Consider the following 19,952-nt stretch of genomic DNA (forward strand, 5'->3'; position numbering starts at 1 on the left):
CTTCTCTTTTTTTCAATCATCGATAGAACGATGACTGAAAACAGCGGTGGGACCAAATAACTAATTTCGCTAAAATGAATAGCAAATCCTATAACAGACAACCATTTAAGAAAAAACACATTTAAGACAAAAAAGGCAAGGAAAAGTGTCCCAAGTTTCAACATCCTTTTCAGCTCTTTGCTCATACTTCATCCCCACCTTTCCCATATTTATCCACTAAATGGGACACAATGACGGTAATGACCCCAACCGTTACTCCATTTAAGTAATGATTTTGAAAAGGCTGTAAAATACTTGTTACAGGAATGGAAATTACAACAACCAATAGAAGTTTAATAAGCCAAATCATAAAATTATTCCTCTTACGATACGCGTATAAAATGCACCAACAAACACATTCCGTAAAATCATCTCATCATTTACTAAAACCAAAGTGCAAGAGCCTGACCAAATTCATAACCAATTTGATATAGGGTATCAATGAGAGACGGAATATCAATCACACTAACCAAAAGTAACAAGAGCAAAACTTTTTCACGCTCTGACCACGGTTGACTATCCTTAACAGTTTTCATTTTTTTCATCGCTTTCTCTCCTTTAAAATTTCCTATCCTATCAACATCTTTACGGTAAAACTGCATTCACAAAACTACGCCCAAAATCTCTACCTGCTTGGTAAATGGTTTGAAAAATAGGCGGATAAATGGTCAATAAGCCAACAATAATCAACACCATGTAGATTGTTTTTTTATTTCCTTTGAAGTATGTTTTTAAAGTATTCATGTTCGTATCTCCTTTTGTTTTCTTTACACTCTTAGTATAGACCAACACACCACCATTTTTTCATCCATGTCATGAACTGTCGATATTTTGTAATGAATGACCATTTTTTCGAGAACATGCAAAAAAATCCAGCCTTTCGACTGGACTTACATCTATAAATCTTAATCCAAAAACACCAACTCTTGAACAAATCGATGATTGCTACTGTTCGTTGATATAGAAAATTTAGGATAGTTATCTAAAATTGTTTTCACATTGGCCAAGCCAATTCCTCGATTATCTCCTTTTGTAGAGTTTCCGTACTCGAATATATTACTTGTTGCTACCTTATCTTCGACAGTAGTATTTTCTACAACCACAATTTTTCGGTCATATTCCTGGAAGTAGGCAAATACAATATTTCCATTTGTACACTGCTCTGCAGCATCAATAGCATTATCTAATAAAATAGACAGAATCGTTATGAATTCTATCAACTCTAAATCAGGTGGTTCAATTTCAGCATCTACTTCCACAGAAATTGCAATCCCCTTTTTTTGTGCCTCCAACATCTTAGATGATAGTAAACTCTTCACAGCAGGATTTTGTATATTGGATAGTCTAGCTATATCATACTTTCCATCATAGAATTTTCTATCAGAATCTGCAATAACCTCGTGATAAATGGTTCGAATCGCAACAATGTCTTCTGCTTTTATAGCCTCATTTAAGCTAACGAGAATATTTGTATAGTCATGTCGGAAACTTCGAATTTCTTTATAAAGCGACTCAACATGACGACTATAACGACCTAAATCAGTTAATTGCTTGTCTTTCAACTCCTGGATTTCTCTATCTTGTATTTCTTTCTTCTGATAGTTCAAATATAATAAACTAACCGTAAATATTACAAAGTAAATCAACAAAATATTAGTACGGATATAGTATGGATTCCAATCTATCGAAATCATACCTCCCTGGCTCCATATTTCAGCTTGAGTGGTTGTTCTTACAAGTAAAAAGTATGTTATAAATGAAACATTAAACCACCAAAATATTTTTCTCAATTCCTTATCTACAGTATCTACTTTTAAATCCTTAGCCTCAATTCCCAATCCCTTTAAAAATAATAGATAAAACGGTATAAGTAGTAATGTTAGAACTACATTAAATACTAGATTTAAACTCATGGCAGAGTAGTCAAGTTGGAATAGGAATCTCAAATAAAGAGCAATTATCCTTTGAAACATATCCCCTATCACAAATGGTAATAATCCATAAAATATTTTTTGCGTCTTGTTCCAATTTGTTTTTAAAAAAGGAATGACAACTAAAAATGAAAAAGGTTCTAACAAAGAATAGATATCATATAAAACTATCTGACTGACAGTTAAGCAAGAAGCTATCAAACATTTTTTCTTCTTGCTTAAAAATAAACCACTGATTTGTTGAAGAATCATCAAACGAATCAGCATGTCAATAAAGAAAATGGTGTCATAAAATGGAGATATAAAAATATTCATCAATCAATCTCCAACAAATCTGCAAGCTCCTTCTGCTTCATCCGAGAAACAAAACAAGAATCTCCATTCTCGAAGTAGGCAATGTGATTTGTTCTGTCCAATCTTGTTATATTTAATGGATTCACTACACAAGAACGATGTGCTTGGTAAAGTCGTTCATCAACTTTAGCTATATCGGATACCTTCCCATAAAACTCAGTCTGACCTGTTTTCGTTTTTAAAATAACTTTATGAATCGTTGATGATGTTTCAAAATAAAGGATGTCGCTAAAAGGAACTTGAATATGAGCAGTTTCAGTTTTGTATACAAAAGAATTTTCAGCTATAGTATGATCAATATTTTCAAAAGCATGCACTAACACATCTGATACTGCCTTTTGAAAGTCACTATCCTCTAGGCCTTTATCTATAAAATCTAAAGCAGAGACTCGATAACGATACGTTACCGGCATAAATTCTGAATGAGTTGTTACAAAGACAATAACAGCATAAGGATCGCGAGCACGGATTTCTTTAGCGATTTCCATTCCTTTCTTTTCTTCGCCTTTTATTTCAATATCTAAAAAGAAAAATTGGTGATTGCCTGCTTCCTCGATTGATTCCAATAATTGATTTGGTTTACCAAAAACTTCTAGGAATTTATACCTTACTGACGTTTCTTCAACACACCGCCTAATAGCATTTTCTAGCCTGCTCTGCTGAAAAAAATCATCTTCTAATACAAAAATATTAAGCATAGATTATCTCCTAAACTTTTTGTAAGTTATAATCATTATTATAGCATATTTAGACAAAAGATAAATGTCCAACTTGACTTGATAGATCTACCGATGTATAATAAACATAGAAAAAGGTAGTTGCTGGAAACAACTACCCCTTGCAGAACCGTTTAAGACGGTGGCTGTTTACAAATTATTTAAAAAATAACCGTTAACTCGCCAAAGTTATAGACGGTTATTTTTTTGTCAATTTTACCAATTCAAGCACTAACATCACGAGAGCAATAACAAAGTTACCAGCTACAAACATGAGTGTCAGCACCTCAAAGGTTGACAAGCTAAGACTTTCGACGTGAGAGTTTTGAAACGATATTTTTCAAAACTCGAGCTAGTGCGAGCCCTAGACAAATCTTATAGGATTTGTCGTTGCCAGATGAGTAAGTTCACTTACCAGCTGGCTTGGGCTAGCCCTTCTGTTAGATTTTGATGATTTGCATAGTAGAACAAAAAGTTCCATTCCACTTCTCTTAATTCGCGTCAACATCTCAGCGCAGTGGTTGATTGGCAGATTTGTTCGTGCTTCGCACTCCAAATCTGACCTATACGACTGTTGCGAACAAGTTCGCTCCATTTCCAACCTCAAAATGTTCACTGAACCTTTTGAGCTGTGCGGGGGCGGTAGTAAAATAGTCCAGTGGACTATTTTAGCCTGAAGCTACAAATATGGAGGCAAAGGGAACTCAATTTCTACAAGTTGAGTTCTGTACCGCTCCCACCTACCTTTCAGAAATTAGAGCCACCGTCTTTACTTTTCTGCAAAAACTATTATAGCATATTTAATAAAGAATTGTAGTCCAATTTACACATCAAAAAACCAGCCTACTTGGGCTGGTCTTCTTGTAGTCGCTCTTTAAGGCGGCGACGGTATAAAATCTGCGAAGGGATAAAATAGAGAAAACTTGCCAGAATAATCCAGCGCTTGTCAATTCCACTAAAGTAAATCACCAAAATCAAGGTAAATGCTACCACTAGGTAGAAAAAATGATTGGTCAGTAAGTTTTTCATGGCACACCTCCACATCTAATTCACTTTTAGTATATCAAAATAGACACAAAAAGTATAGAGGTCTAGCGATTTTTGGTATCCAACACAATGGTCACCGGCCCATCATTGATCAGACTGACCGCCATATCCGCCCCAAAAATCCCCACTTCAACTGGCACATACTCTGACAAGGCCTGGTTAAAGGCATCGTAGAGTTGGCTGGCTAGGGCAGGAGCTGCCGCTCCTGTAAAGGCAGGGCGATTACCTTTTTTTGTATCCGCAAAAAGAGTAAATTGGGAAATGGATAAAATCTTGCCCGCCACATCTTGAACAGACTTGTTCATCTTGCCTGCCTCATCTGAAAAAATCCGCATATTGACGATTTTTCGAACAGCATAGTCCAGGTCTTCCTGACCGTCATCTGGCCCCACACCGACTAGGAGCAAAACTCCCTGATTAATCTTCCCATGGATACTTCCGTCGATGGTCACACTGGCCTGTGATACACGTTGTAATACAATTTTCATCTTATCCGTTGGTCCTTTTCACTGAGTAAACTTCTGGCACCGACTTGATCTTGTCCACCAGACTGGTCAAGGTTGCCAGGTTGGAAATACCAAAAGAAACATGGATGGTCGCAAACTTCATATCCTTGGTTGGCTGGGCATTGACCGAAGAAATGTTCTTGCTGGCATTGGTCAAAACCTTGAGGACATCGTTGAGCAAACCAGAGCGGTTGAGTCCATAAATGTCGATATTGGCCATGTATTCCTTGGTGGAATTATCATCTTCCCAGCCGACTTCAATCAGGCGGACATCCACATTTTCCTGGCTCTTGAGGTTCATACAGTCCACTCGGTGAACTGCCACACCACGTCCCTTGGTGATGTAGCCGACAATTTCATCGCCAGGTACTGGATTACAACATTTGGCAATCCGAATCAGCAAGCCTGACGCCCCTTCAATGACCACACCACCTTCGTGACGGATTTTCAGACTATCTTTGTTGTCGTGTTTGACTTCGCCACCGTTAACCAATTCATCCGCGACAGCTTTGGCCTTAGCCCGCTCAGCTTCTCGGCGTTCTTTTTCTGTCAGACGGTTAAAGACAGACACGGCAGAGATTTCCCCAAAACCAACCGCTGCGAAGAGAGCTTCATCGGTCTTATAGCTGGTCTTTTGCAGAACCTCATCCATGTGGCGACGGTCCAGGTATTGGTTGGGAACGTAGCCATTTTCTTGGAGCAGGTTCTGAAGCATCTCACGCCCCTTGGAAACAGATAGTTCCTTGTCCTGATTCTTGAAGAACTGCTTGATTTTATTGCGTGCCTTGTGGGTTTTAACCAGGTTGACCCAGTCACGACTTGGACCGAAAGAGTTGGCAGAGGTGATGATTTCCACCTGATCGCCTGTCTTAAGCTTGGTTGTCAGAGGCACCATACGGCCGTTGACCTTGGCACCTGTCGCCCGCTCGCCTACCTTAGTGTGAATTTCATAGGCGAAGTCAATCGGTACGGAGTCCTTAGGCAATTCACGCACCGCGCCATCTGGCGTGAAAACGTAAATACGCTCTGTAAAAATATCATCCTTGACAGAATCGACGAAGGATTGGGCATCTCCTGCACCTTCTTGGAGTTCAATCAGGTTGTTAATCCAACGCAGTTCTTTTTCGCTGGCAGTCGCCTTGCCACCACGCTTGTAGGCCCAGTGAGCCGCCACCCCGTACTCTGCCACCTGGTGCATTTCCACCGTCCGAATTTGGAACTCAATTGGCCCCTTTGGCCCATAAACTGTCGTATGGATGGACTGGTAGCCATTGGCTTTTGGACTGGCAATGTAGTCCTTGAACCGGCCAGGCATGGGCTTCCATAGTTCATGAATGTAGCCTAGCATGGCATAGACATCGCTTGGAGTATCCATCAAGCAACGGATAGCCGTCAGGTCATAGAGCTGGTCAAAGCGTTTTTTCTTGTCATGCATCTTCCGATAGATAGAGTAGATATGTTTTGGACGACCGTAAATCTGACCATGTAGATGGCGTTCTTCTGTATATTCTCTCAACTTATCGACGACTTCATTGACCAATTCTTCCCGCTCACGACGCTTTTCCCTCATCATTCGAGTTATCTTGTAAAATTCAATCTCATTGAGATAGCGGAAGGACATATCTTCCAATTCCCACTTGATAGAAGAAATACCAAGTCGGTGGGCAAGCGGCGCATAGATTTCCATCGTTTCACGTGAAATTCGTTCCTGCTTGTCCTTGCGCAAGTGCTTAAGAGTCCGCATGTTGTGAAGGCGGTCTGCCAGTTTAACCAGAATGACCCGCATGTCTTGGGACATGGCAATCAGCATGTTGCGGTGATTTTCAGCCAACTGCTCCTCATGAGACTTGTACTCGACCTTACCTAACTTGGTCACCCCACCGACAATATGCCGAACCTCTGGTCCAAATTCTGCTTCCATCTCATCCAGTGTCACATCAGTGTCTTCTACTACGTCATGCAAGAATCCGCAAGCTACGGTTACCGCATCTAGCTTGAGCCCTGCCAAAATCCCTGCCACTTGGATAGGGTGGACAATGTAGGGTTCGCCTGACTTCCGAAATTGAAGTTTATGAGCTTCAGTAGCATAGTTCAAAGCTTTCTCAACAAAGGCCACATCATCAGCTGGAAGATAGCTTGCTGTCAGTGCAACAACTTCCTCGCCAGTGTAATTGATTTCTTTCATTTACTTCTCTCCCTAACTATTTCCTATTATTTTACCATTTTCACTGGAAAAGAAAAAGGAATCTAACAACATAAGACTACTAATTACAAACAATCCAACTCAGACTCAGATTCAGCGAACGTTCCTTTTTTCATTATTTTTCTTGCTGTTTTCACTTGTTTTTCAACCAAACGTTCAGAATTAGTCTTGATTTTTGCATTCCTTAGCTGTATAATGATTGTAGAAGATTATTACAAAAAGAAAATGGAGGATTCTTATGAATTTTCGTTTCAGTAAGTGTGCCGTAGCGCTCACACTAGCTCTCTTAGCTGCAAGCAATCCAAAATTAGCTCAAGCCGAAGAGATTCTCAACACAACTCCAGCTTCTTCAACAGAAGCAAGTCAGGCTGTACCAGTTGAATCTGACACCACAGAGGAAGCTGATAATACAGAATCTCCTGTTCCAGCCACTACCGAAGCTGAAAATCCAAGCTCTTCCGAGACAGCTGAAACTAGTGATCCTACAAGCGAGACAACTGACACAACTACTTCAGAAGCACGCACGGTCACTCCTGCTGCAACTGAAACTAGTCAGCCTGTTGAAGGACAAACTGTTGATGTTCGCATTCTCGCAACAACTGACCTCCATACGAACTTGGTCAACTATGACTATTACCAAGATAAACCAGTGGAAACGCTTGGTCTGGCAAAAACAGCTGTTCTTATCGAAGAGGCAAAAAAAGAAAATCCAAATGTCGTATTGGTAGATAATGGAGACACCATTCAAGGTACTCCTCTTGGAAATTACAAGTCTATCGTTGATCCTATTGAAGAAGGTGAACAACATCCTATGTACGCCGCCTTAGAGACTCTGGGATTTGACGTCGGCACACTTGGAAACCACGAATTTAACTACGGCCTTGCCTACCTCGAAAAAGTAATTCGTACAGCCAACATGCCTCTAGTCAATGCCAATGTCCTCGATCCGACTACGAAAGACTTTCTCTACACCCCTTATACCATTGTGAAAAAGACATTCACAGACACCGAGGGTAAAAAGGTTACACTAAATGTCGGTGTTACAGGGATTGTTCCCCCTCAAATTCTCAACTGGGACAAAGCTTATCTAGAAGGAAAAGTGATTGTTCGTGATGCAGTTGAAGCCGTTCGCGATATTATCCCAACCATGCGAGAAAATGGCGCAGACATCGTTCTGGTCCTTTCCCACTCAGGTATCGGCGATGACCAATATGAAGTCGGTGAGGAAAATGTCGGTTACCAAATCGCCAGCCTGTCAGGAGTTGATGCGGTTATCACAGGTCACTCCCACGCAGAATTCCCAGGAACAGCCGAAAAACCAAGCTTCTATGCTAAATACTCTGGCGTGGATGATACAAATGGTAAAATCAACGGCACTCCTGTCACCATGGCGGGTAAATACGGTGATCACCTCGGCGTCATCGACCTCAACCTGACCTACACCGACGGTAAATGGACCACAACTTCTAGTAAGGCAGCTATCCGCAAGATTGACACCAAGTCATCTGTGGCGGACAGTCGTATCATTGACCTCGCTAAAGAAGCTCACACTGAAACTATCAACTATGTTCGCCAGCAAGTCGGTGAAACAACTGCACCAATCAACAGCTTCTTCTCCTTGGTGCAAGACGACCCATCTGTTCAAATCGTCAACAATGCCCAAATCTGGTATGCAAAACAACAGTTGGCGGGTACTTCAGAAGCTAATCTGCCAATCCTATCTGCGGCTGCACCATTTAAGGCTGGTACTCGAGGCGATGCAACTGCCTATACAGATATCCCTGCTGGTCCAATCGCTATCAAGAACGTAGCAGACCTTTACCTCTATGACAATGTGGTAGCTATCTTGAAAGTCAACGGTGCCCAACTCAAAGAATGGTTGGAAATGTCCGCAGGGCAATTCAACCAAGTTGACCCAAGCTCAACAGAGCCACAAAACCTAGTCAACACAGATTTCCGCACTTACAATTTTGACGTTATTGACGGAGTAACTTATCAGTACGATATTACGCAACCAAATAAATACGATCGTAACGGTAAGGTAATCAACGAAACTGCCAGCAGAGTTCGGAATCTGCAATACAATGGGCAAGATGTGACAGCTGATCAAGAATTCATCGTGGTTACCAACAACTACCGTGCAAACGGTACTTTCCCTGGGGTCCGCGAAGCTTCTGTCAATTACTTGCTCAACCTGGAAAACCGCCAAGCCATCATCAATTATATTATCGCTGAGAAAGTTATCAACCCTACAGCAGACAATAACTGGACCTTTACAGATAGCATCAAGGGACTCGACCTCCGCTTCTTGACAGCAGATCGTGCGAAATCTCTAGTTGCTGACCAAGAAGGTCTGGTTTACCTCCAAGCCTCAGCTGAAAACGAAGGATTTGGTGAGTTCAAGTTTGTCTACACTGAGCCAAAAGTCGTAACACCTCCAACTGGACAAACAGCTACTGATAATCAAACTTCATCTGGTCAATCTGGTGTTCAAATTACACTTCCGTCTGGTCAGGTCATTACCCTTCCAGCCGAAAAAACAACAGCACCTGCACCAAAACACCAACTTGCTACTACAGCTAAGACAAGCACTTCCTCCTCAACAACTCAAGCAGGACAAAAAACACTCCCTGCAACAGGTGAGATAAATTCTATGCTTAGCCTGATTGGCATCAGTTTGATGGGCCTTGTCGGTGCTTTCCGCAAGAAAAAAGAATAGTAAAAATATGTAAGAGGAAACCATGTTTCAAACCTTCCCTACTCTAAAATCTACCTCCTTCCAACTTCGGAAAATCGAGGAAACAGACCTCGATGACCTGTGGGAAATCTATTCCAATCCCATTCACTTTCAGATGACACCCAACACTTCCACTCAAAACAAAGAAACCCTCCGAAAACGCATTGGGCATTTCCAGAGGGATTTCAATAAGAAGAAATGCTTATTCTTGGGCTTGGAACATCAAGGGAGATTGATTGGCGTTTTGGAAGTTTTCGACCACAAGAAACGGTCTGCGTCGGTAACCATTGGCTATCGGATTCATCATGCCTTTTGGAATCAGGGTCTAGCTAGTCAGGCAGTCAGCCTGCTCTGCCATTTCCTAATAGAAGAATGTCAGATAAAAGCAATCGTTGCCTTTGTCCTGCCAGAAAACCGAGCCTCTCAGAAGGTGCTACTGAAAAATGGTTTTCAACAGAGTGGGCACATCGAGGAGGTCTGGAAGGGCTTGGGGCAAGTCAGTCTGTTAGAATTTGAAAGAAAATAGTAAAAACCAGGGAAATCCTGGTTTTTCTTATGCAAAGTAGCTCCAAACAACTGCGATAAGAATCGCAGGCAACATATTGGCCACGCGAATGTTTTTGTCCCAGATGATATTGACACCGACACAGAAGATGAGGGCGGAGCCGATAAAGGAAAGATTTGCAAGAGCCTGATCCGTCATCAGAGGCTCTATCAAATGAGCCAAGAGCGTAATTGTTCCTTGAAAGAGAAAGACCGGTACTGCTGAAAAGCCTGCTCCCTTGCCCAAACTCGAGGTCATAATCAAAATGATAATAAAATCCAAAATACTCTTAACGGCCAACAAGCGATAATCACCCGTCAATCCATCTTGGATGGCTCCTAGTATGGCCATGGCACCGATACAGACGGTCAAAGAAGCTGTCAGGAAAGCATCTAAGAATTGGCCATCTTGGCTGTTTCCCGATTTTTCACGGAGCCAAACACCCAGCCTTTCAAACCAGCCTTCGATATGGAGGACTTCCCCAATCAAAGTCCCAAAGGCTAGACTAAGGACCAAAAGCATGCTGTTTTGACTTTTGAGTTGACCGTCAACGACTGTCAACAGTCCTTCTAAACTACCTGAAATTCCTAAAAATAAAACAGCTAGCCCGCTCGCCACCGTTAAACCTGATTGATGGCGTTCTTTAAGCAAGTGACCAAACCAAGACCCTAGCACACCTGCTAGGGCGATGGCGATGGTATTGATAATTGTTCCTAAAGCAAACATGGGTTACCTCAACAATTCCGTCGCGTAGCTAATAGCAGAAAGAGCATAGAGTGGAGCCGTTTCTGCTCGCAAGATACGAGGTCCAAGACCTGTCTTGACCGCTCCTGCTCCTTCGAAAGCAGCTACCTCCTCAGGCGACACGCCGCCTTCTGGACCGACGATGACCAGGACTGATTGCCCGATTTCTAAGCCAGACAAGATTTTCACCAGGTTGGCTTGTTCGCCCTCCTTGGCGGCTTCTTCGTAGGCTAGGATAATCTGGTCAAATCCTGTCAACAGAGCTAGGAAATCAGTTTTTTTCTCGAACAAACGAACTGCTGGAATGCGATTGCGTTTGCTTTGCTCGGCTGCTCCTTGGGCGATTTTTTCTAACTTCTCTGCTTTTTTTGCCAGTTTTTTACCGTCCCATTTGACCACAGACCAGTCCGCTGGAAAGGCCCAAAGGGCTGCCATGCCTAACTCCGTTGCCTTTTGGGCGACAAATTCGAGCTTGTCTCCTTTGGGGAAGCCCATGGCAATGGTGACGGAAACGGGCAATTCAACATTGTCTGCCAATTCTTCGATGATTTCAACAGATTGGTTCTGGCTATCTACCACGCGCGCCAAGCGTTTGATACCATCGTCAAAGACGAGGACAGTCTGGTCATCTGCCTGCAAGCGCATGACAGAAAACATATGCTTGGCAGTGTCCCTATCCTTAATCTGGAAAATGCCCTGCGGTGCTCTGCCATTAACAAAATACTGCTGCATCCTAGCCTCCAATCACACCTGAGCGGTCAGTCGTCTTCTTAAAGACGCAACAATTCCACTCGCCCTGCATCATGTGGGTCTCGAGGAAGAAGCCGGCCGCCTCCGCAGATGCTCGCACCATGTCCCACTTATCCGCGATGATGCCGCTCATAATTAGGTAACCCTCGTCCTTGACTAGACCGTAGGCATCGTCCGTCAAATGAACGAGAATATCCGCTAAGATGTTGGCAACGATGACTTCTGCTTTAATGTCAACGCCACGAAGCAAATCGCCCGCTGCAACATGAATATTGCTAGTATTGGCGTTGAGGTCAATGTTTTCCTGGGCCACACGCACCGCCACTTCATCCAAGTCATAGGCATAAATCTCCTTGGCACCTAGGAGGGAACTAGCAATGGAAAGGACGCCTGAACCTGTGCCGACGTCAATGACTGTCTCGCCACCACGCAAGACCTGAGAAAGAGCAAAGAGGCTCATCTTGGTAGTCGGGTGGGTACCCGTACCGAAAGCCATGCCTGGATCCAAGCGGATAATTTTCTCACCTGCTGTCGCCTCGTAGTCCGTCCAAGACGGCACAATGGTCAAATCGTGGGTAATGCGGGCTGGTTCATAGTATTTCTTCCAGTTGTCCGCCCAGTCTTCTTCTGCCAATTCCTGACTTTCTAGGCTGACCTGACCAATCTCCAAGCCAAAGCCTGTCAAATCCGCCAAGCGAGTCGCCAAGTCTGCCTTAACTTCCTCAATATCTACAGTATCAGGATAATAAGCCGTAATCGCAATCATATCTGACTGCTCTACCTCGGGATAGAGCTCGCCGAAACGGTCTTCCTGCCCCACATAGTCAGCTGAGTCGCTAATGGCCACCCCCTGACTGCCCGTTTCAATCATCAGATTTGAAACTGCCTCTTCTGCATCACGATGCACGTGAATAGTTAATTCTTGCCATGAGTTCATGTTTGTTTTCCTTTTCTTTTCTATCGTCAATCACTGTATTATTGTACCGATTTCTAGCCTATTTTACAAGTTAATGTTACGCGATGGAGCCCTAATAATACTTTTTCGAAAATTTTCTAATCGTACTGCGAATAAATATGTGTAGGAAAGTTTGAGACGGTGGTTCCAAGTTTCTGAACGGAGGTGATGCCCATGAAAGTGGACAGCAAATCTGCTAGAAAGGAGGAATGCTTTTGTCCGTAGCTGATGGACTGATTGTCATGCTCACATTCGCAAGCCTACTTGTTGAAATGCTGAGCTTGATAATTGTCATCATTTTAGCTATTCGAGATAAAAAATAACCGTCAGCAAACTTTGACACAGTTCTGACGGTTATTTAATCTAACGAACTGAACCACCGTTTAGCGGTCCTACTGGGCGTTGAGCTGGAACTCAACGCCTTTTCTATTTTTATAATAGCAAAAGTTTCGCCTGCAGTCAAGCAAGAGAGAAAACGGAATGTCAAATAGAATCTATTACCCTCAATTCTATACCCACTGCACCATATTGTTCTAATTGTTCTCGTGAATAGTAAACTTCCATATCTTCTGGTTTCGCCTCTCTGCTACTGCTTTGCGTATACCCACAAGACAATAAATCCAGTTCTTTGTATAACTGAGCAAAATTATCAAATATGTGAAGATCTAATACTTGCACCTCGATCGTTTGCGTCTGATTTTCTGTACAATAAAAACGGATGTGATCTCCAATTTGTATATGCTTGCGCTTCTCATCATAAAGTCGTAGCTCAATGGTCTTCTGACCAGACTTCATCATTTCAAAAGGTTTTGGAGCCAGTAACATTTCATGAACCATCTCAATACCTCGGATATGGGTAAAATTCCCCTTCCACCAGGTCTGCTCTGCCTTTTTCAAAAGCCTCTCCGTCCCAAGCAATCGCAAATTCTTGGGTTTCTGGGTCCGCCAAAAAGTCCATGAGGTCATCTAGGCCTTGGTCTGCGGTGTCCTTGAGAAAGCTTGCGAAGTAGGTCAGAAACTCTGCTGAAAAGCCCTTCTTAGCGTCAAATGGCAGAGCGACCAGATAGTCTTCCGCGTCAAAGCGGGACTTATCCTGGTTGTAGAAAAGGACATACTCCTCCAAGAAAATATCCTCAGAAGACGCATTGCCTTCGTCGTCCACCGTTTCGATCCCAGCCACATTTTGCGCTTCCAAGATAAACGCCAACTCAACAGCATGATTTTTCTTGTCCCAGTTAAGCTCGTAATCGTAAGTAAAATATTTGTCCAGTGCCGCTTCCAGCACATCTAAAAAGCCATGTTTCGCCATTCTATTTCCTCTTTTCTATATAGTCTTTTAGTTTACTTTTAGTACTAGGCAACGAGCTGTAGACTGTACTGAAGTACGGCAAAGCGAGTTAACGACGTAATAAAAGAAAAACTAAATGACGATAAATTCCAATAAATTTATTTCTCGACCATATTTGACGGAAGCCCGCTTGTCTTTCTCCAAAATGGACTTGGTTAAATCTAGTTGATTCACCGCTGCCAAGGCTACAGCATAGTGAATAACGTCAGCTAATTCTTCTGCCAGACGAGCAGAGCTGTCTTCTTCGCCGTCCATCATCTTGCGGCCTGCACGCTTGTTCAGCAGCTCTGCCACTTCACCAATTTCTTCCACTAATTTCATAAAGAGACTTTGCTCTGGAACTGTCGTCCCATAGTGGTCACGCAAGTATTCTTCCAAAACACTCACCGTCAACTCCGCCATCTTCGTTTCTCTCCAAATCCTAAAATTGTAGTATAATGATTATACCATAAATGTACTGAAAGGAAGCCTATGCCAGCCAATCTCGCCCTTCGTATGCGGCCCAAATCCATTGATGAAGTCATCGGTCAGGAACACCTGGTCGGTTCTGGAAAGATTATCCGCCGCATGATTGATGCCAATATGCTGTCGTCCATGATTCTCTACGGTCCGCCAGGGATTGGCAAGACCTCTATCGCCTCTGCCATTGCTGGCACGACCAAGTACGCCTTTCGGACCTTTAATGCCACGACCGACAACCAAAAACGCCTGCAGGAAATCGCTGAAGAGGCTAAGTTTTCTGGCGGTCTGGTTCTCCTGCTCGATGAAATCCACCGCCTCAACAAGACCAAACAGGACTTCCTACTTCCTCTTTTGGAAAATGGCAATATCATCATGATTGGAGCAACAACAGAAAATCCATTTTTCTCTATTTTGCCTGCCATTCGCAGTCGAGTGCAGATTTTTGAATTGCAACCTTTGCAAACCAGCCACATCCGACAGGCCTTGGAGCTGGCTTTGACAGACAGTGAACGGGGTTTTGACTTCCCAGTCACCATTGAGCCTCAGGCTCTGGACTTTCTAGCAAATGCGACCAATGGTGACCTCCGTGCTGCCTACAATTCGCTGGAACTGGCTGTACTTTCTACCAAGGAAAGCGAGGGCGGACGCCATATCGACTTGGACGCTGTGGAAAATAGCCTGCAAAAGTCCTACATCAGCATGGACAAGAACGGCGATACCCACTACGACATCCTCTCCGCCCTGCAAAAATCTATTCGAGGTAGCGATGTCAATGCTAGCCTCCACTACGCCGCTCGTTTGATTGAGGCCGAAGACCTACCTAGCCTGGCCCGTCGCTTGACGGTCATTGCCTACGAAGACATCGGCTTGGCCAATCCAGAGGCTCAGATTCATACGGTGACTGCACTTGAAGCGGCCCAGAAAATCGGATTTCCAGAGGCACGCATTTTGATTGCCAATGTGGTCATTGATTTGGCTCTTTCTCCCAAGTCCAACTCTGCCTATCTGGCTATGGATGCAGCTCTGGCTGATTTACGGAAAAACGGCCATCTGCCCATTCCAAATCATCTTCGGGATGGCCACTACGCTGGCAGCAAGGAGCTGGGAAATGCTATTGGCTACCAGTATCCGCATGCCTATCCTGAGAAATGGGTGGACCAACAATACCTGCCCGATAAGTTACTAGCTGCGGACTACTTCACCGCCAACGACACTGGAAAATACGAGCGTGCCTTGGGCATGACACAAGAAAAAATCAACCATCTAAAACAAAACAAGAAAAAAAGTTGATAACGTTTTCATTTTTTGCCGATTTTCTCTTGATTTTTTTTTAAAATGTGGTAATATTAAATCATAAATAAGAACTGCTGTGGTATACGAATTCATACCTATGTGTTGACCGACTATTTTTGTATTACTAGGGAGACAAAGATCTTTTGGCAGTATGCAGGCTGGCACACCCAGAAGCAACTAAGTCAGAAACACGTCACCCACCTGCTTCTAGCGTGCGGGATCAATACAATCTTTGAATAACCGGTACCAATACAGCATTTTTATTTTTTACCTTCCTTAGCTCAGCTGGCAGAGCAGCGGACTCTTAATCCGTGGGTCGTAGGTTCGATCCCTACAGGGAGGATATTGGTTGATATGAGGAAAGTCTTGATTTATCAAGGCTTTTTCTCGTTTTTTGAGAGAATTGGTCAAAAAGAACCCTTTCACATTGTGAAGGGCTATTTTTTTAACTTATCCCACAGGACAACTCGTTTTTCCTGCAATGATTTCTGCACATCAATAATGCGTTGGTTGGTCGATCCTCTAAATTGCAACATGAGGTTGCGTTTGCTTTTGTCATAGCGGCCGTCTACGAGAATATCCAACTGGCTGAGCAGTTCTAATTTGTCTGGCATTTCCAGCATCAATTCTTCCCATGTGTAGCCTGTCCAGGACCAAATATCCTTGTCTGGCAATTCCTCCCGAACTCGCTTGACGAGGGGGAGGACGGTCCCTATATTGAGAAAGGGCTCCCCACCCAAGAGAGTCAGCCCCTGCACATAGGGCTGGGCCAGATCTGCTAAAATGCGGTCTTCCAGCTCCTTGGTATAGGGAATTCCAGCTTTAAAAGACCAGGTGGCGACGTTGTAGCAGCCTGGACAGTGAAAGAGGCAGCCGCTGACATAGAGGGAACAGCGCACGCCTTCGCCGTCCACAAAGTTAAAGGCCTTGTAGTCCATAATCCGTCCCTGACTGAGTTCTTCACTCTTCCACTCACCTGGCTTGGGATTGTTCCAAGTCTGCTCTCGCATAGCTACCTCCTCTCTTAGCCAATCCAGTATCTTTCTACTCCGTCTCGAACATCTTCCAAAACGCCACCACAAGCCACAATCGTGCGACGGCTGGCTTGATTGTCTGTCGAGCAAGTCACAAGGACTTTGGAAATATTTTTACTAGCCGCCTCCTGCAAACCTAGTCGCAACTGGTCCTTGGCATAACCCTTTCCTCGCTCGGTCGGGCGAATGGAATAACCGATGTGACCGCCCTTCTTCAGCAAGAAATCGTTGAGCCGGAGGCGTAGATTGAGAAAACCAAGTGCTCGACCAGTCTGGTCAAATGACACATACTGAACATAGGGAACAAAACCTTCTGGCAGGTTGATGCCTGCCTCATAGTCTTGGTTTCTCAAAATCCAGTCTTCAAAGTCCACATCTTTGGAGATAAACCCTCCGTCCATAGCAGATCCTACCGCTTCAAACTCCGCTAGTATCTCCAAAATCGTTTCCTTATCCGCCACAGTCGGTCTTCTTAATTCCATTCTAGCCTCCATATTGTCTTTTAAAAAAATCGCTGATGATGTCAATATCCAGTCCCAAGTCCTGCACAATTTCTGCCTTGTGGAAATCGTCATAGTTGTCCTTGCCACTCCAAACAAAGGAATTGGTCACAATCTGATAGACCCTATCTGACTCGACTGCTCTGCCATTGACCACAAAACCCTCGCCGCCCGGGACAATGCCCCACATCTGAGGGTGGAGGCCTGTCTGTAGGTCGGAATCCCCTTTTTCTTATTACCATCCCGAATGTTCGCAATCAGTTGCGCCTTCTTTGGAAAATTCTCCATGTAGGAATGCATATCATTGGTATGGAGAATACTAATATCTGTATAGTCCATACTATTTTTTCTTATTTTTTGCTTGTTTGAGCAATTCCTGCACACGCGCTTTTTTATCCTGCTTCACATTAGAATTCTTCTCATGATAGCGTGTCACCAGGGCCTTGCCCTTGTCGTCTAATTGATATTTTCCCATTGTCTCCCCCTTTTTCATCTCTTGTTCGTTTATAATAAACTTCCACAGCTAACTGGAACTGTGGAAGCTCTACATAGTCTGTTTATTACTTATAAGCTCGACCCATTCATGTGTTTCACACGCGCCGAAATCTCCTTGTGACGGCCTTTTACCATCGGACGGGCCTGTGGATTGCCTAGGTAACCACAGGTCCGCTTGACCACATCAACTGTTTTGGGGTCGCTATTGCCGCAGTTTGGACACTTGAAGCCACGCTCCGTCGGCTCAAAATCACCTTCAAAATCGCAAGCGTAACAATGGTCAATCGGAGTATTGGTTCCCAAGTAACCAACACGGTCATAAGCATAGTCCCAAACAGCTTCCAAGGCCTTTGGATTTTGTTGCAGCACAGGGTATTCACAGTAATGGATAAATCCACCACTGGCACCTACAGCAGGATAAATTTTCTCAAAGTCCAGTTTTTCAAACGGTGTTGGATTTTTGCGTACATCATAGTGGAAACTGTTCGTGTAATATTCTTTATCCGTAATGTCCTTAACGATGCCAAATTTCTCTGTATCCATACGGCAGAAGCGGTCTGTCAGGCTTTCAGATGGTGTCGAATAAACTGAGAAATGATAACCATATTCATCCGACCAATCTTCAACCAAGGCTTTCATTTTCTTGATAATATCCACCGTGAAATCTTTTGCCTCTGGGTTGGTCTCCCATTCGCCACCGTAAAATACTGTTGCGACTTCATACAAACCAATGTACCCCAAAGATACGGTTGCTCGACGATTTTTAAAGACTTCATCTACTGCGTCTGTCTTAGCCAAGCGTTTGCCGAATGCCCCATACTGATAGAGAATTGGTGCATTGGCAGGTGTCGCCTCTTTCACTCGTTCCACACGATAGATCAGGGCATCCTTGGCAATGGCCATGCGTTCTGCAAAGATTTCCCAAAACTTATCCTTATCTCCTGCAGACTCCATGGCAATCCGTGGCAGATTTACGGTTACGACACCGAGGTTCATACGACCAGATGTCACATCCTGCCCATTTTCATCCTTCCAACCTTGAAGGAAAGAGCGGCAGCCCATTGGCACCTTGAAGGAACCTGTCAATTCAACAATCTTGTCATAAGAAAGCATATCTGGATACATACGCTTGGTCGCACATTCAATCGCTAGTTGCTTGATGTCATAGTTAGGGGAATCCGGCTCCAAGTTCAAGCCTCGTTTAACTGTAAAAATCAGCTTTGGAAAAATGGCCGTCCGACCTTCTCGCCCTAGACCCTTGATACGAATGTTCAAAATCGCTTTTTGAATTTCTCGCTCAAACCACGATGTCCCTAGCCCGAAACCGAGTGAGGTAAAAGGTGTTTGTCCATTGGAAGTAAAAAGGGTGTTGATTTCATACTCCAAAGACTGCATAGCGTCATAGATGTTTTTTTGCGTTTTAGCACGCGCATACTCTTCTTGCTTGTCTGCTAACACCCAATCCTTGGCGTCCTTCAAATGCTTTTGGTAGTTGAGTTCCGCATAGGGCGCCAAAACTTCATCGATACGGTCAGCTGAGCAACCACCATATTGACTTGAGGCTACATTAGCAATGATTTGTGAAATCTGAGCCGTAGCTGTTTGAATTGATTTTGGACTTTCTACATCGGCATTTCCTATCTTGAAGCCCTGTGCCAACATCCCTTTAAAATCAATCAAACAACAGTTGGTCATTGGTGTATAAGGGCTGTAATCCAAATCATGGTAATGAATATCGCCTTTTTGGTGGGCATTGGCCACATGAGCTGGCAATAATTTGAGACCGATAGACTTTCCGACAATACCTGCTGTCAGGTCACGTTGGGTATTGAACACATCCGCGTCCTTATTGGCATTTTCATTGACCACAGACTGGTCCTTGCTCAACAGCTTATGAATTTCAAAATTAATATCGGTAGCCTGATGACGGCGAAAATCACGGCGTGTTCGGTATTGAATATAAAGCTCCGCCAAGTCATATAAATGAACCTTTAACAATTCCTGTTCAACGACCGTTTGAATTTCGTAAATTTGAACATCTTTCTCAAATCGGCGACCAATTTCAGCTAAAACAGCTTCTAATACTATTTTCAAACCTGCTTCTGAAACAGGATGTTCTAATTCTTGGTTTGCCCGCCGAAGAGCAGAAAAAATCTTATCCTGGTCAAAGGATACTGTCCGTCCATCACGTTTCAAAACTAATAATTCTATACTCGGTAAGACATTTTCTTGCACATTCATCTGACAAACCTCCAAAATTCTTCACTTCTATTAGTGTAGCACTTCACAAAACA

General features: G+C 43.5%; 24 protein-coding genes, 1 tRNA gene and 1 other RNA gene. 6 read left to right on the forward strand and 20 right to left on the reverse strand.

Annotation, left to right across the window (positions count from 1 at the left end; genetic code table 11):
- Positions 1-181: 181 nt before the first annotated feature.
- The 9 genes from P7J58_RS01345 to P7J58_RS01385 form a co-directional block, all read right to left on the reverse strand.
- Positions 182-349, reverse strand: coding sequence for a hypothetical protein (locus tag P7J58_RS01345; protein ID WP_332425236.1), 168 nt, complete (start codon positions 347-349; stop codon positions 182-184).
- A gap of 73 nt (positions 350-422) precedes the next feature.
- Complete coding sequence (locus P7J58_RS01350) at positions 423-584, reverse strand: hypothetical protein (RefSeq protein WP_002942006.1); 162 nt, start codon at positions 582-584, stop codon at positions 423-425.
- A 40-nt stretch (positions 585-624) separates the two neighbouring features.
- Complete coding sequence (locus P7J58_RS01355; protein ID WP_002942002.1) at positions 625-783, reverse strand: hypothetical protein; 159 nt, start codon at positions 781-783, stop codon at positions 625-627.
- Between the two features lie 161 nt (positions 784-944).
- Positions 945-2,285 carry a sensor histidine kinase gene (locus P7J58_RS01360; RefSeq protein WP_408555407.1) on the reverse strand — a complete coding sequence of 447 codons (1,341 nt, stop codon included), beginning with the start codon at positions 2,283-2,285 and terminating at the stop codon, positions 945-947.
- Positions 2,285-3,022 (reverse strand): response regulator transcription factor, encoded by a 738-nt coding sequence (locus tag P7J58_RS01365; protein ID WP_099876162.1) that lies wholly within the window; start codon positions 3,020-3,022, stop codon positions 2,285-2,287. The genes P7J58_RS01360 and P7J58_RS01365 overlap by 1 nt, the downstream gene beginning before the upstream one ends.
- A 217-nt stretch (positions 3,023-3,239) precedes the next feature.
- Positions 3,240-3,314, reverse strand: coding sequence for a hypothetical protein (locus P7J58_RS01370; RefSeq protein WP_236659579.1), 75 nt, complete (start codon positions 3,312-3,314; stop codon positions 3,240-3,242).
- A gap of 569 nt (positions 3,315-3,883) precedes the next feature.
- The gene (locus P7J58_RS01375) at positions 3,884-4,069 is read right to left on the reverse strand and encodes a hypothetical protein (protein WP_002941993.1); all 186 of its coding nucleotides are present in this window, start codon (positions 4,067-4,069) and stop codon (positions 3,884-3,886) included.
- A gap of 62 nt (positions 4,070-4,131) precedes the next feature.
- Positions 4,132-4,575, reverse strand: a complete 444-nt coding sequence (dtd, locus tag P7J58_RS01380) for a D-aminoacyl-tRNA deacylase (protein WP_408555406.1) — start codon at positions 4,573-4,575, stop codon at positions 4,132-4,134.
- Between the two features lies 1 nt (position 4,576).
- Complete coding sequence (locus P7J58_RS01385) at positions 4,577-6,778, reverse strand: RelA/SpoT family protein (RefSeq protein ID WP_408555405.1); 2,202 nt, start codon at positions 6,776-6,778, stop codon at positions 4,577-4,579.
- 256 nt (positions 6,779-7,034) lie between these two features.
- Here P7J58_RS01385 and P7J58_RS01390 point away from each other — a divergent pair, with 256 nt between their 5' ends.
- Positions 7,035-9,515, forward strand: coding sequence for a bifunctional 2',3'-cyclic-nucleotide 2'-phosphodiesterase/3'-nucleotidase (locus P7J58_RS01390; protein WP_408555404.1), 2,481 nt, complete (start codon positions 7,035-7,037; stop codon positions 9,513-9,515).
- Positions 9,516-9,537: 22 nt separating this feature from the next.
- Positions 9,538-10,059: a GNAT family N-acetyltransferase gene (locus P7J58_RS01395; protein WP_318821447.1), complete on the forward strand. Its 522-nt coding sequence runs from the start codon at positions 9,538-9,540 to the stop codon at positions 10,057-10,059.
- Between the two features lie 27 nt (positions 10,060-10,086).
- Here P7J58_RS01395 and P7J58_RS01400 read toward each other — a convergent pair whose 3' ends face one another.
- Genes P7J58_RS01400 through prmA form a run of 3 tightly spaced genes read right to left on the reverse strand, consistent with a single transcriptional unit; the run spans position 10,087 to position 12,508 of the window.
- Positions 10,087-10,803, reverse strand: a complete 717-nt coding sequence (locus tag P7J58_RS01400) for a DUF554 domain-containing protein (RefSeq protein ID WP_408555403.1) — start codon at positions 10,801-10,803, stop codon at positions 10,087-10,089.
- 3 nt (positions 10,804-10,806) lie between these two features.
- Positions 10,807-11,553, reverse strand: coding sequence for a 16S rRNA (uracil(1498)-N(3))-methyltransferase (locus P7J58_RS01405; protein ID WP_408555401.1), 747 nt, complete (start codon positions 11,551-11,553; stop codon positions 10,807-10,809).
- A gap of 1 nt (position 11,554) precedes the next feature.
- The gene (gene prmA / locus P7J58_RS01410; RefSeq protein WP_408555400.1) at positions 11,555-12,508 is read right to left on the reverse strand and encodes a 50S ribosomal protein L11 methyltransferase; all 954 of its coding nucleotides are present in this window, start codon (positions 12,506-12,508) and stop codon (positions 11,555-11,557) included.
- Positions 12,509-12,735: 227 nt separating this feature from the next.
- Here prmA and P7J58_RS01415 point away from each other — a divergent pair, with 227 nt between their 5' ends.
- Complete coding sequence (locus tag P7J58_RS01415) at positions 12,736-12,849, forward strand: putative holin-like toxin (RefSeq protein ID WP_015647538.1); 114 nt, start codon at positions 12,736-12,738, stop codon at positions 12,847-12,849.
- 160 nt (positions 12,850-13,009) lie between these two features.
- Here the strand turns inward: P7J58_RS01415 and P7J58_RS01420 are convergent, their stop codons facing one another.
- From P7J58_RS01420 to P7J58_RS01430, 3 genes are all read right to left on the reverse strand, one after another.
- Positions 13,010-13,363, reverse strand: a complete 354-nt coding sequence (locus tag P7J58_RS01420) for an ASCH domain-containing protein (protein WP_408555398.1) — start codon at positions 13,361-13,363, stop codon at positions 13,010-13,012.
- A gap of 1 nt (position 13,364) precedes the next feature.
- Complete coding sequence (locus P7J58_RS01425; protein WP_222330047.1) at positions 13,365-13,835, reverse strand: DUF3013 family protein; 471 nt, start codon at positions 13,833-13,835, stop codon at positions 13,365-13,367.
- Between the two features lie 111 nt (positions 13,836-13,946).
- Positions 13,947-14,276, reverse strand: a complete 330-nt coding sequence (locus P7J58_RS01430) for a MazG nucleotide pyrophosphohydrolase domain-containing protein (protein ID WP_044672971.1) — start codon at positions 14,274-14,276, stop codon at positions 13,947-13,949.
- Positions 14,277-14,345: 69 nt separating this feature from the next.
- On the opposite strand from P7J58_RS01430, the gene P7J58_RS01435 reads away from it, so the two are divergent.
- The 3 genes from P7J58_RS01435 to P7J58_RS01445 all read left to right on the forward strand — a co-directional run bounded on the left by P7J58_RS01435 (position 14,346) and on the right by P7J58_RS01445 (position 15,972).
- Entirely contained in the window at positions 14,346-15,626 is a 1,281-nt protein-coding gene (locus P7J58_RS01435) for a replication-associated recombination protein A (protein ID WP_408555396.1), read from the forward strand.
- A gap of 71 nt (positions 15,627-15,697) precedes the next feature.
- Positions 15,698-15,891, forward strand: a non-coding RNA gene (gene ssrS, locus P7J58_RS01440) — 6S RNA.
- 8 nt (positions 15,892-15,899) lie between these two features.
- Positions 15,900-15,972: transfer RNA gene (locus tag P7J58_RS01445), tRNA-Lys, on the forward strand.
- A 94-nt stretch (positions 15,973-16,066) separates the two neighbouring features.
- Here P7J58_RS01445 and nrdG read toward each other — a convergent pair.
- The 5 genes from nrdG to nrdD all read right to left on the reverse strand — a co-directional run bounded on the left by nrdG (position 16,067) and on the right by nrdD (position 19,899).
- On the reverse strand, positions 16,067-16,639 hold the full coding sequence (gene nrdG / locus P7J58_RS01450) for an anaerobic ribonucleoside-triphosphate reductase activating protein (RefSeq protein ID WP_408555395.1): 573 nt from the start codon (positions 16,637-16,639) through the stop codon (positions 16,067-16,069).
- A 14-nt stretch (positions 16,640-16,653) separates the two neighbouring features.
- Positions 16,654-17,145 (reverse strand): GNAT family N-acetyltransferase, encoded by a 492-nt coding sequence (locus P7J58_RS01455; protein ID WP_408555394.1) that lies wholly within the window; start codon positions 17,143-17,145, stop codon positions 16,654-16,656.
- 1 nt (position 17,146) lies between these two features.
- Entirely contained in the window at positions 17,147-17,353 is a 207-nt protein-coding gene (locus P7J58_RS01460; protein ID WP_033875528.1) for a hypothetical protein, read from the reverse strand.
- A gap of 150 nt (positions 17,354-17,503) precedes the next feature.
- Positions 17,504-17,638 carry a hypothetical protein gene (locus P7J58_RS01465; RefSeq protein WP_002939130.1) on the reverse strand — a complete coding sequence of 45 codons (135 nt, stop codon included), beginning with the start codon at positions 17,636-17,638 and terminating at the stop codon, positions 17,504-17,506.
- A gap of 89 nt (positions 17,639-17,727) precedes the next feature.
- Entirely contained in the window at positions 17,728-19,899 is a 2,172-nt protein-coding gene (nrdD, locus tag P7J58_RS01470; RefSeq protein WP_408555393.1) for an anaerobic ribonucleoside-triphosphate reductase, read from the reverse strand.
- Positions 19,900-19,952 lie beyond the last annotated feature (53 nt).

Origin of the sequence: Streptococcus suis, from assembly GCF_046032535.1 — a bacterium.
Taxonomy (GTDB): Bacteria; Bacillota; Bacilli; order Lactobacillales; family Streptococcaceae; genus Streptococcus; species Streptococcus suis_AK.

Excerpts from the sequence above, each read along its gene's own strand:
- P7J58_RS01455 (WP_408555394.1), bottom strand. The coding sequence starts at position 17,145 with ATGGAATTAAGAAGACCGACTGTGGCGGATAAGGAAACGATTTTGGAG.
- P7J58_RS01415 (WP_015647538.1), top strand. The coding sequence starts at position 12,736 with ATGCTTTTGTCCGTAGCTGATGGACTGATTGTCATGCTCACATTCGCA.
- P7J58_RS01365 (WP_099876162.1), bottom strand. The coding sequence starts at position 3,022 with ATGCTTAATATTTTTGTATTAGAAGATGATTTTTTTCAGCAGAGCAGG.
- prmA (WP_408555400.1), bottom strand. The coding sequence starts at position 12,508 with ATGAACTCATGGCAAGAATTAACTATTCACGTGCATCGTGATGCAGAA.
- P7J58_RS01345 (WP_332425236.1), bottom strand. The coding sequence starts at position 349 with ATGATTTGGCTTATTAAACTTCTATTGGTTGTTGTAATTTCCATTCCT.
- P7J58_RS01375 (WP_002941993.1), bottom strand. The coding sequence starts at position 4,069 with ATGAAAAACTTACTGACCAATCATTTTTTCTACCTAGTGGTAGCATTT.
- P7J58_RS01355 (WP_002942002.1), bottom strand. The coding sequence starts at position 783 with ATGAATACTTTAAAAACATACTTCAAAGGAAATAAAAAAACAATCTAC.
- P7J58_RS01395 (WP_318821447.1), top strand. The coding sequence starts at position 9,538 with ATGTTTCAAACCTTCCCTACTCTAAAATCTACCTCCTTCCAACTTCGG.
- P7J58_RS01460 (WP_033875528.1), bottom strand. The coding sequence starts at position 17,353 with ATGTGGGGCATTGTCCCGGGCGGCGAGGGTTTTGTGGTCAATGGCAGA.
- P7J58_RS01385 (WP_408555405.1), bottom strand. The coding sequence starts at position 6,778 with ATGAAAGAAATCAATTACACTGGCGAGGAAGTTGTTGCACTGACAGCA.
- P7J58_RS01425 (WP_222330047.1), bottom strand. The coding sequence starts at position 13,835 with ATGGCGAAACATGGCTTTTTAGATGTGCTGGAAGCGGCACTGGACAAA.
- P7J58_RS01360 (WP_408555407.1), bottom strand. The coding sequence starts at position 2,285 with ATGAATATTTTTATATCTCCATTTTATGACACCATTTTCTTTATTGAC.
- P7J58_RS01405 (WP_408555401.1), bottom strand. The coding sequence starts at position 11,553 with ATGCAGCAGTATTTTGTTAATGGCAGAGCACCGCAGGGCATTTTCCAG.
- nrdD (WP_408555393.1), bottom strand. The coding sequence starts at position 19,899 with ATGAATGTGCAAGAAAATGTCTTACCGAGTATAGAATTATTAGTTTTG.
- dtd (WP_408555406.1), bottom strand. The coding sequence starts at position 4,575 with ATGAAAATTGTATTACAACGTGTATCACAGGCCAGTGTGACCATCGAC.
- P7J58_RS01400 (WP_408555403.1), bottom strand. The coding sequence starts at position 10,803 with ATGTTTGCTTTAGGAACAATTATCAATACCATCGCCATCGCCCTAGCA.
- nrdG (WP_408555395.1), bottom strand. The coding sequence starts at position 16,639 with ATGCGAGAGCAGACTTGGAACAATCCCAAGCCAGGTGAGTGGAAGAGT.
- P7J58_RS01420 (WP_408555398.1), bottom strand. The coding sequence starts at position 13,363 with ATGGTTCATGAAATGTTACTGGCTCCAAAACCTTTTGAAATGATGAAG.
- P7J58_RS01435 (WP_408555396.1), top strand. The coding sequence starts at position 14,346 with ATGCCAGCCAATCTCGCCCTTCGTATGCGGCCCAAATCCATTGATGAA.
- P7J58_RS01465 (WP_002939130.1), bottom strand. The coding sequence starts at position 17,638 with ATGGGAAAATATCAATTAGACGACAAGGGCAAGGCCCTGGTGACACGC.
- P7J58_RS01350 (WP_002942006.1), bottom strand. The coding sequence starts at position 584 with ATGAAAAAAATGAAAACTGTTAAGGATAGTCAACCGTGGTCAGAGCGT.
- P7J58_RS01390 (WP_408555404.1), top strand. The coding sequence starts at position 7,035 with ATGAATTTTCGTTTCAGTAAGTGTGCCGTAGCGCTCACACTAGCTCTC.
- P7J58_RS01430 (WP_044672971.1), bottom strand. The coding sequence starts at position 14,276 with ATGGCGGAGTTGACGGTGAGTGTTTTGGAAGAATACTTGCGTGACCAC.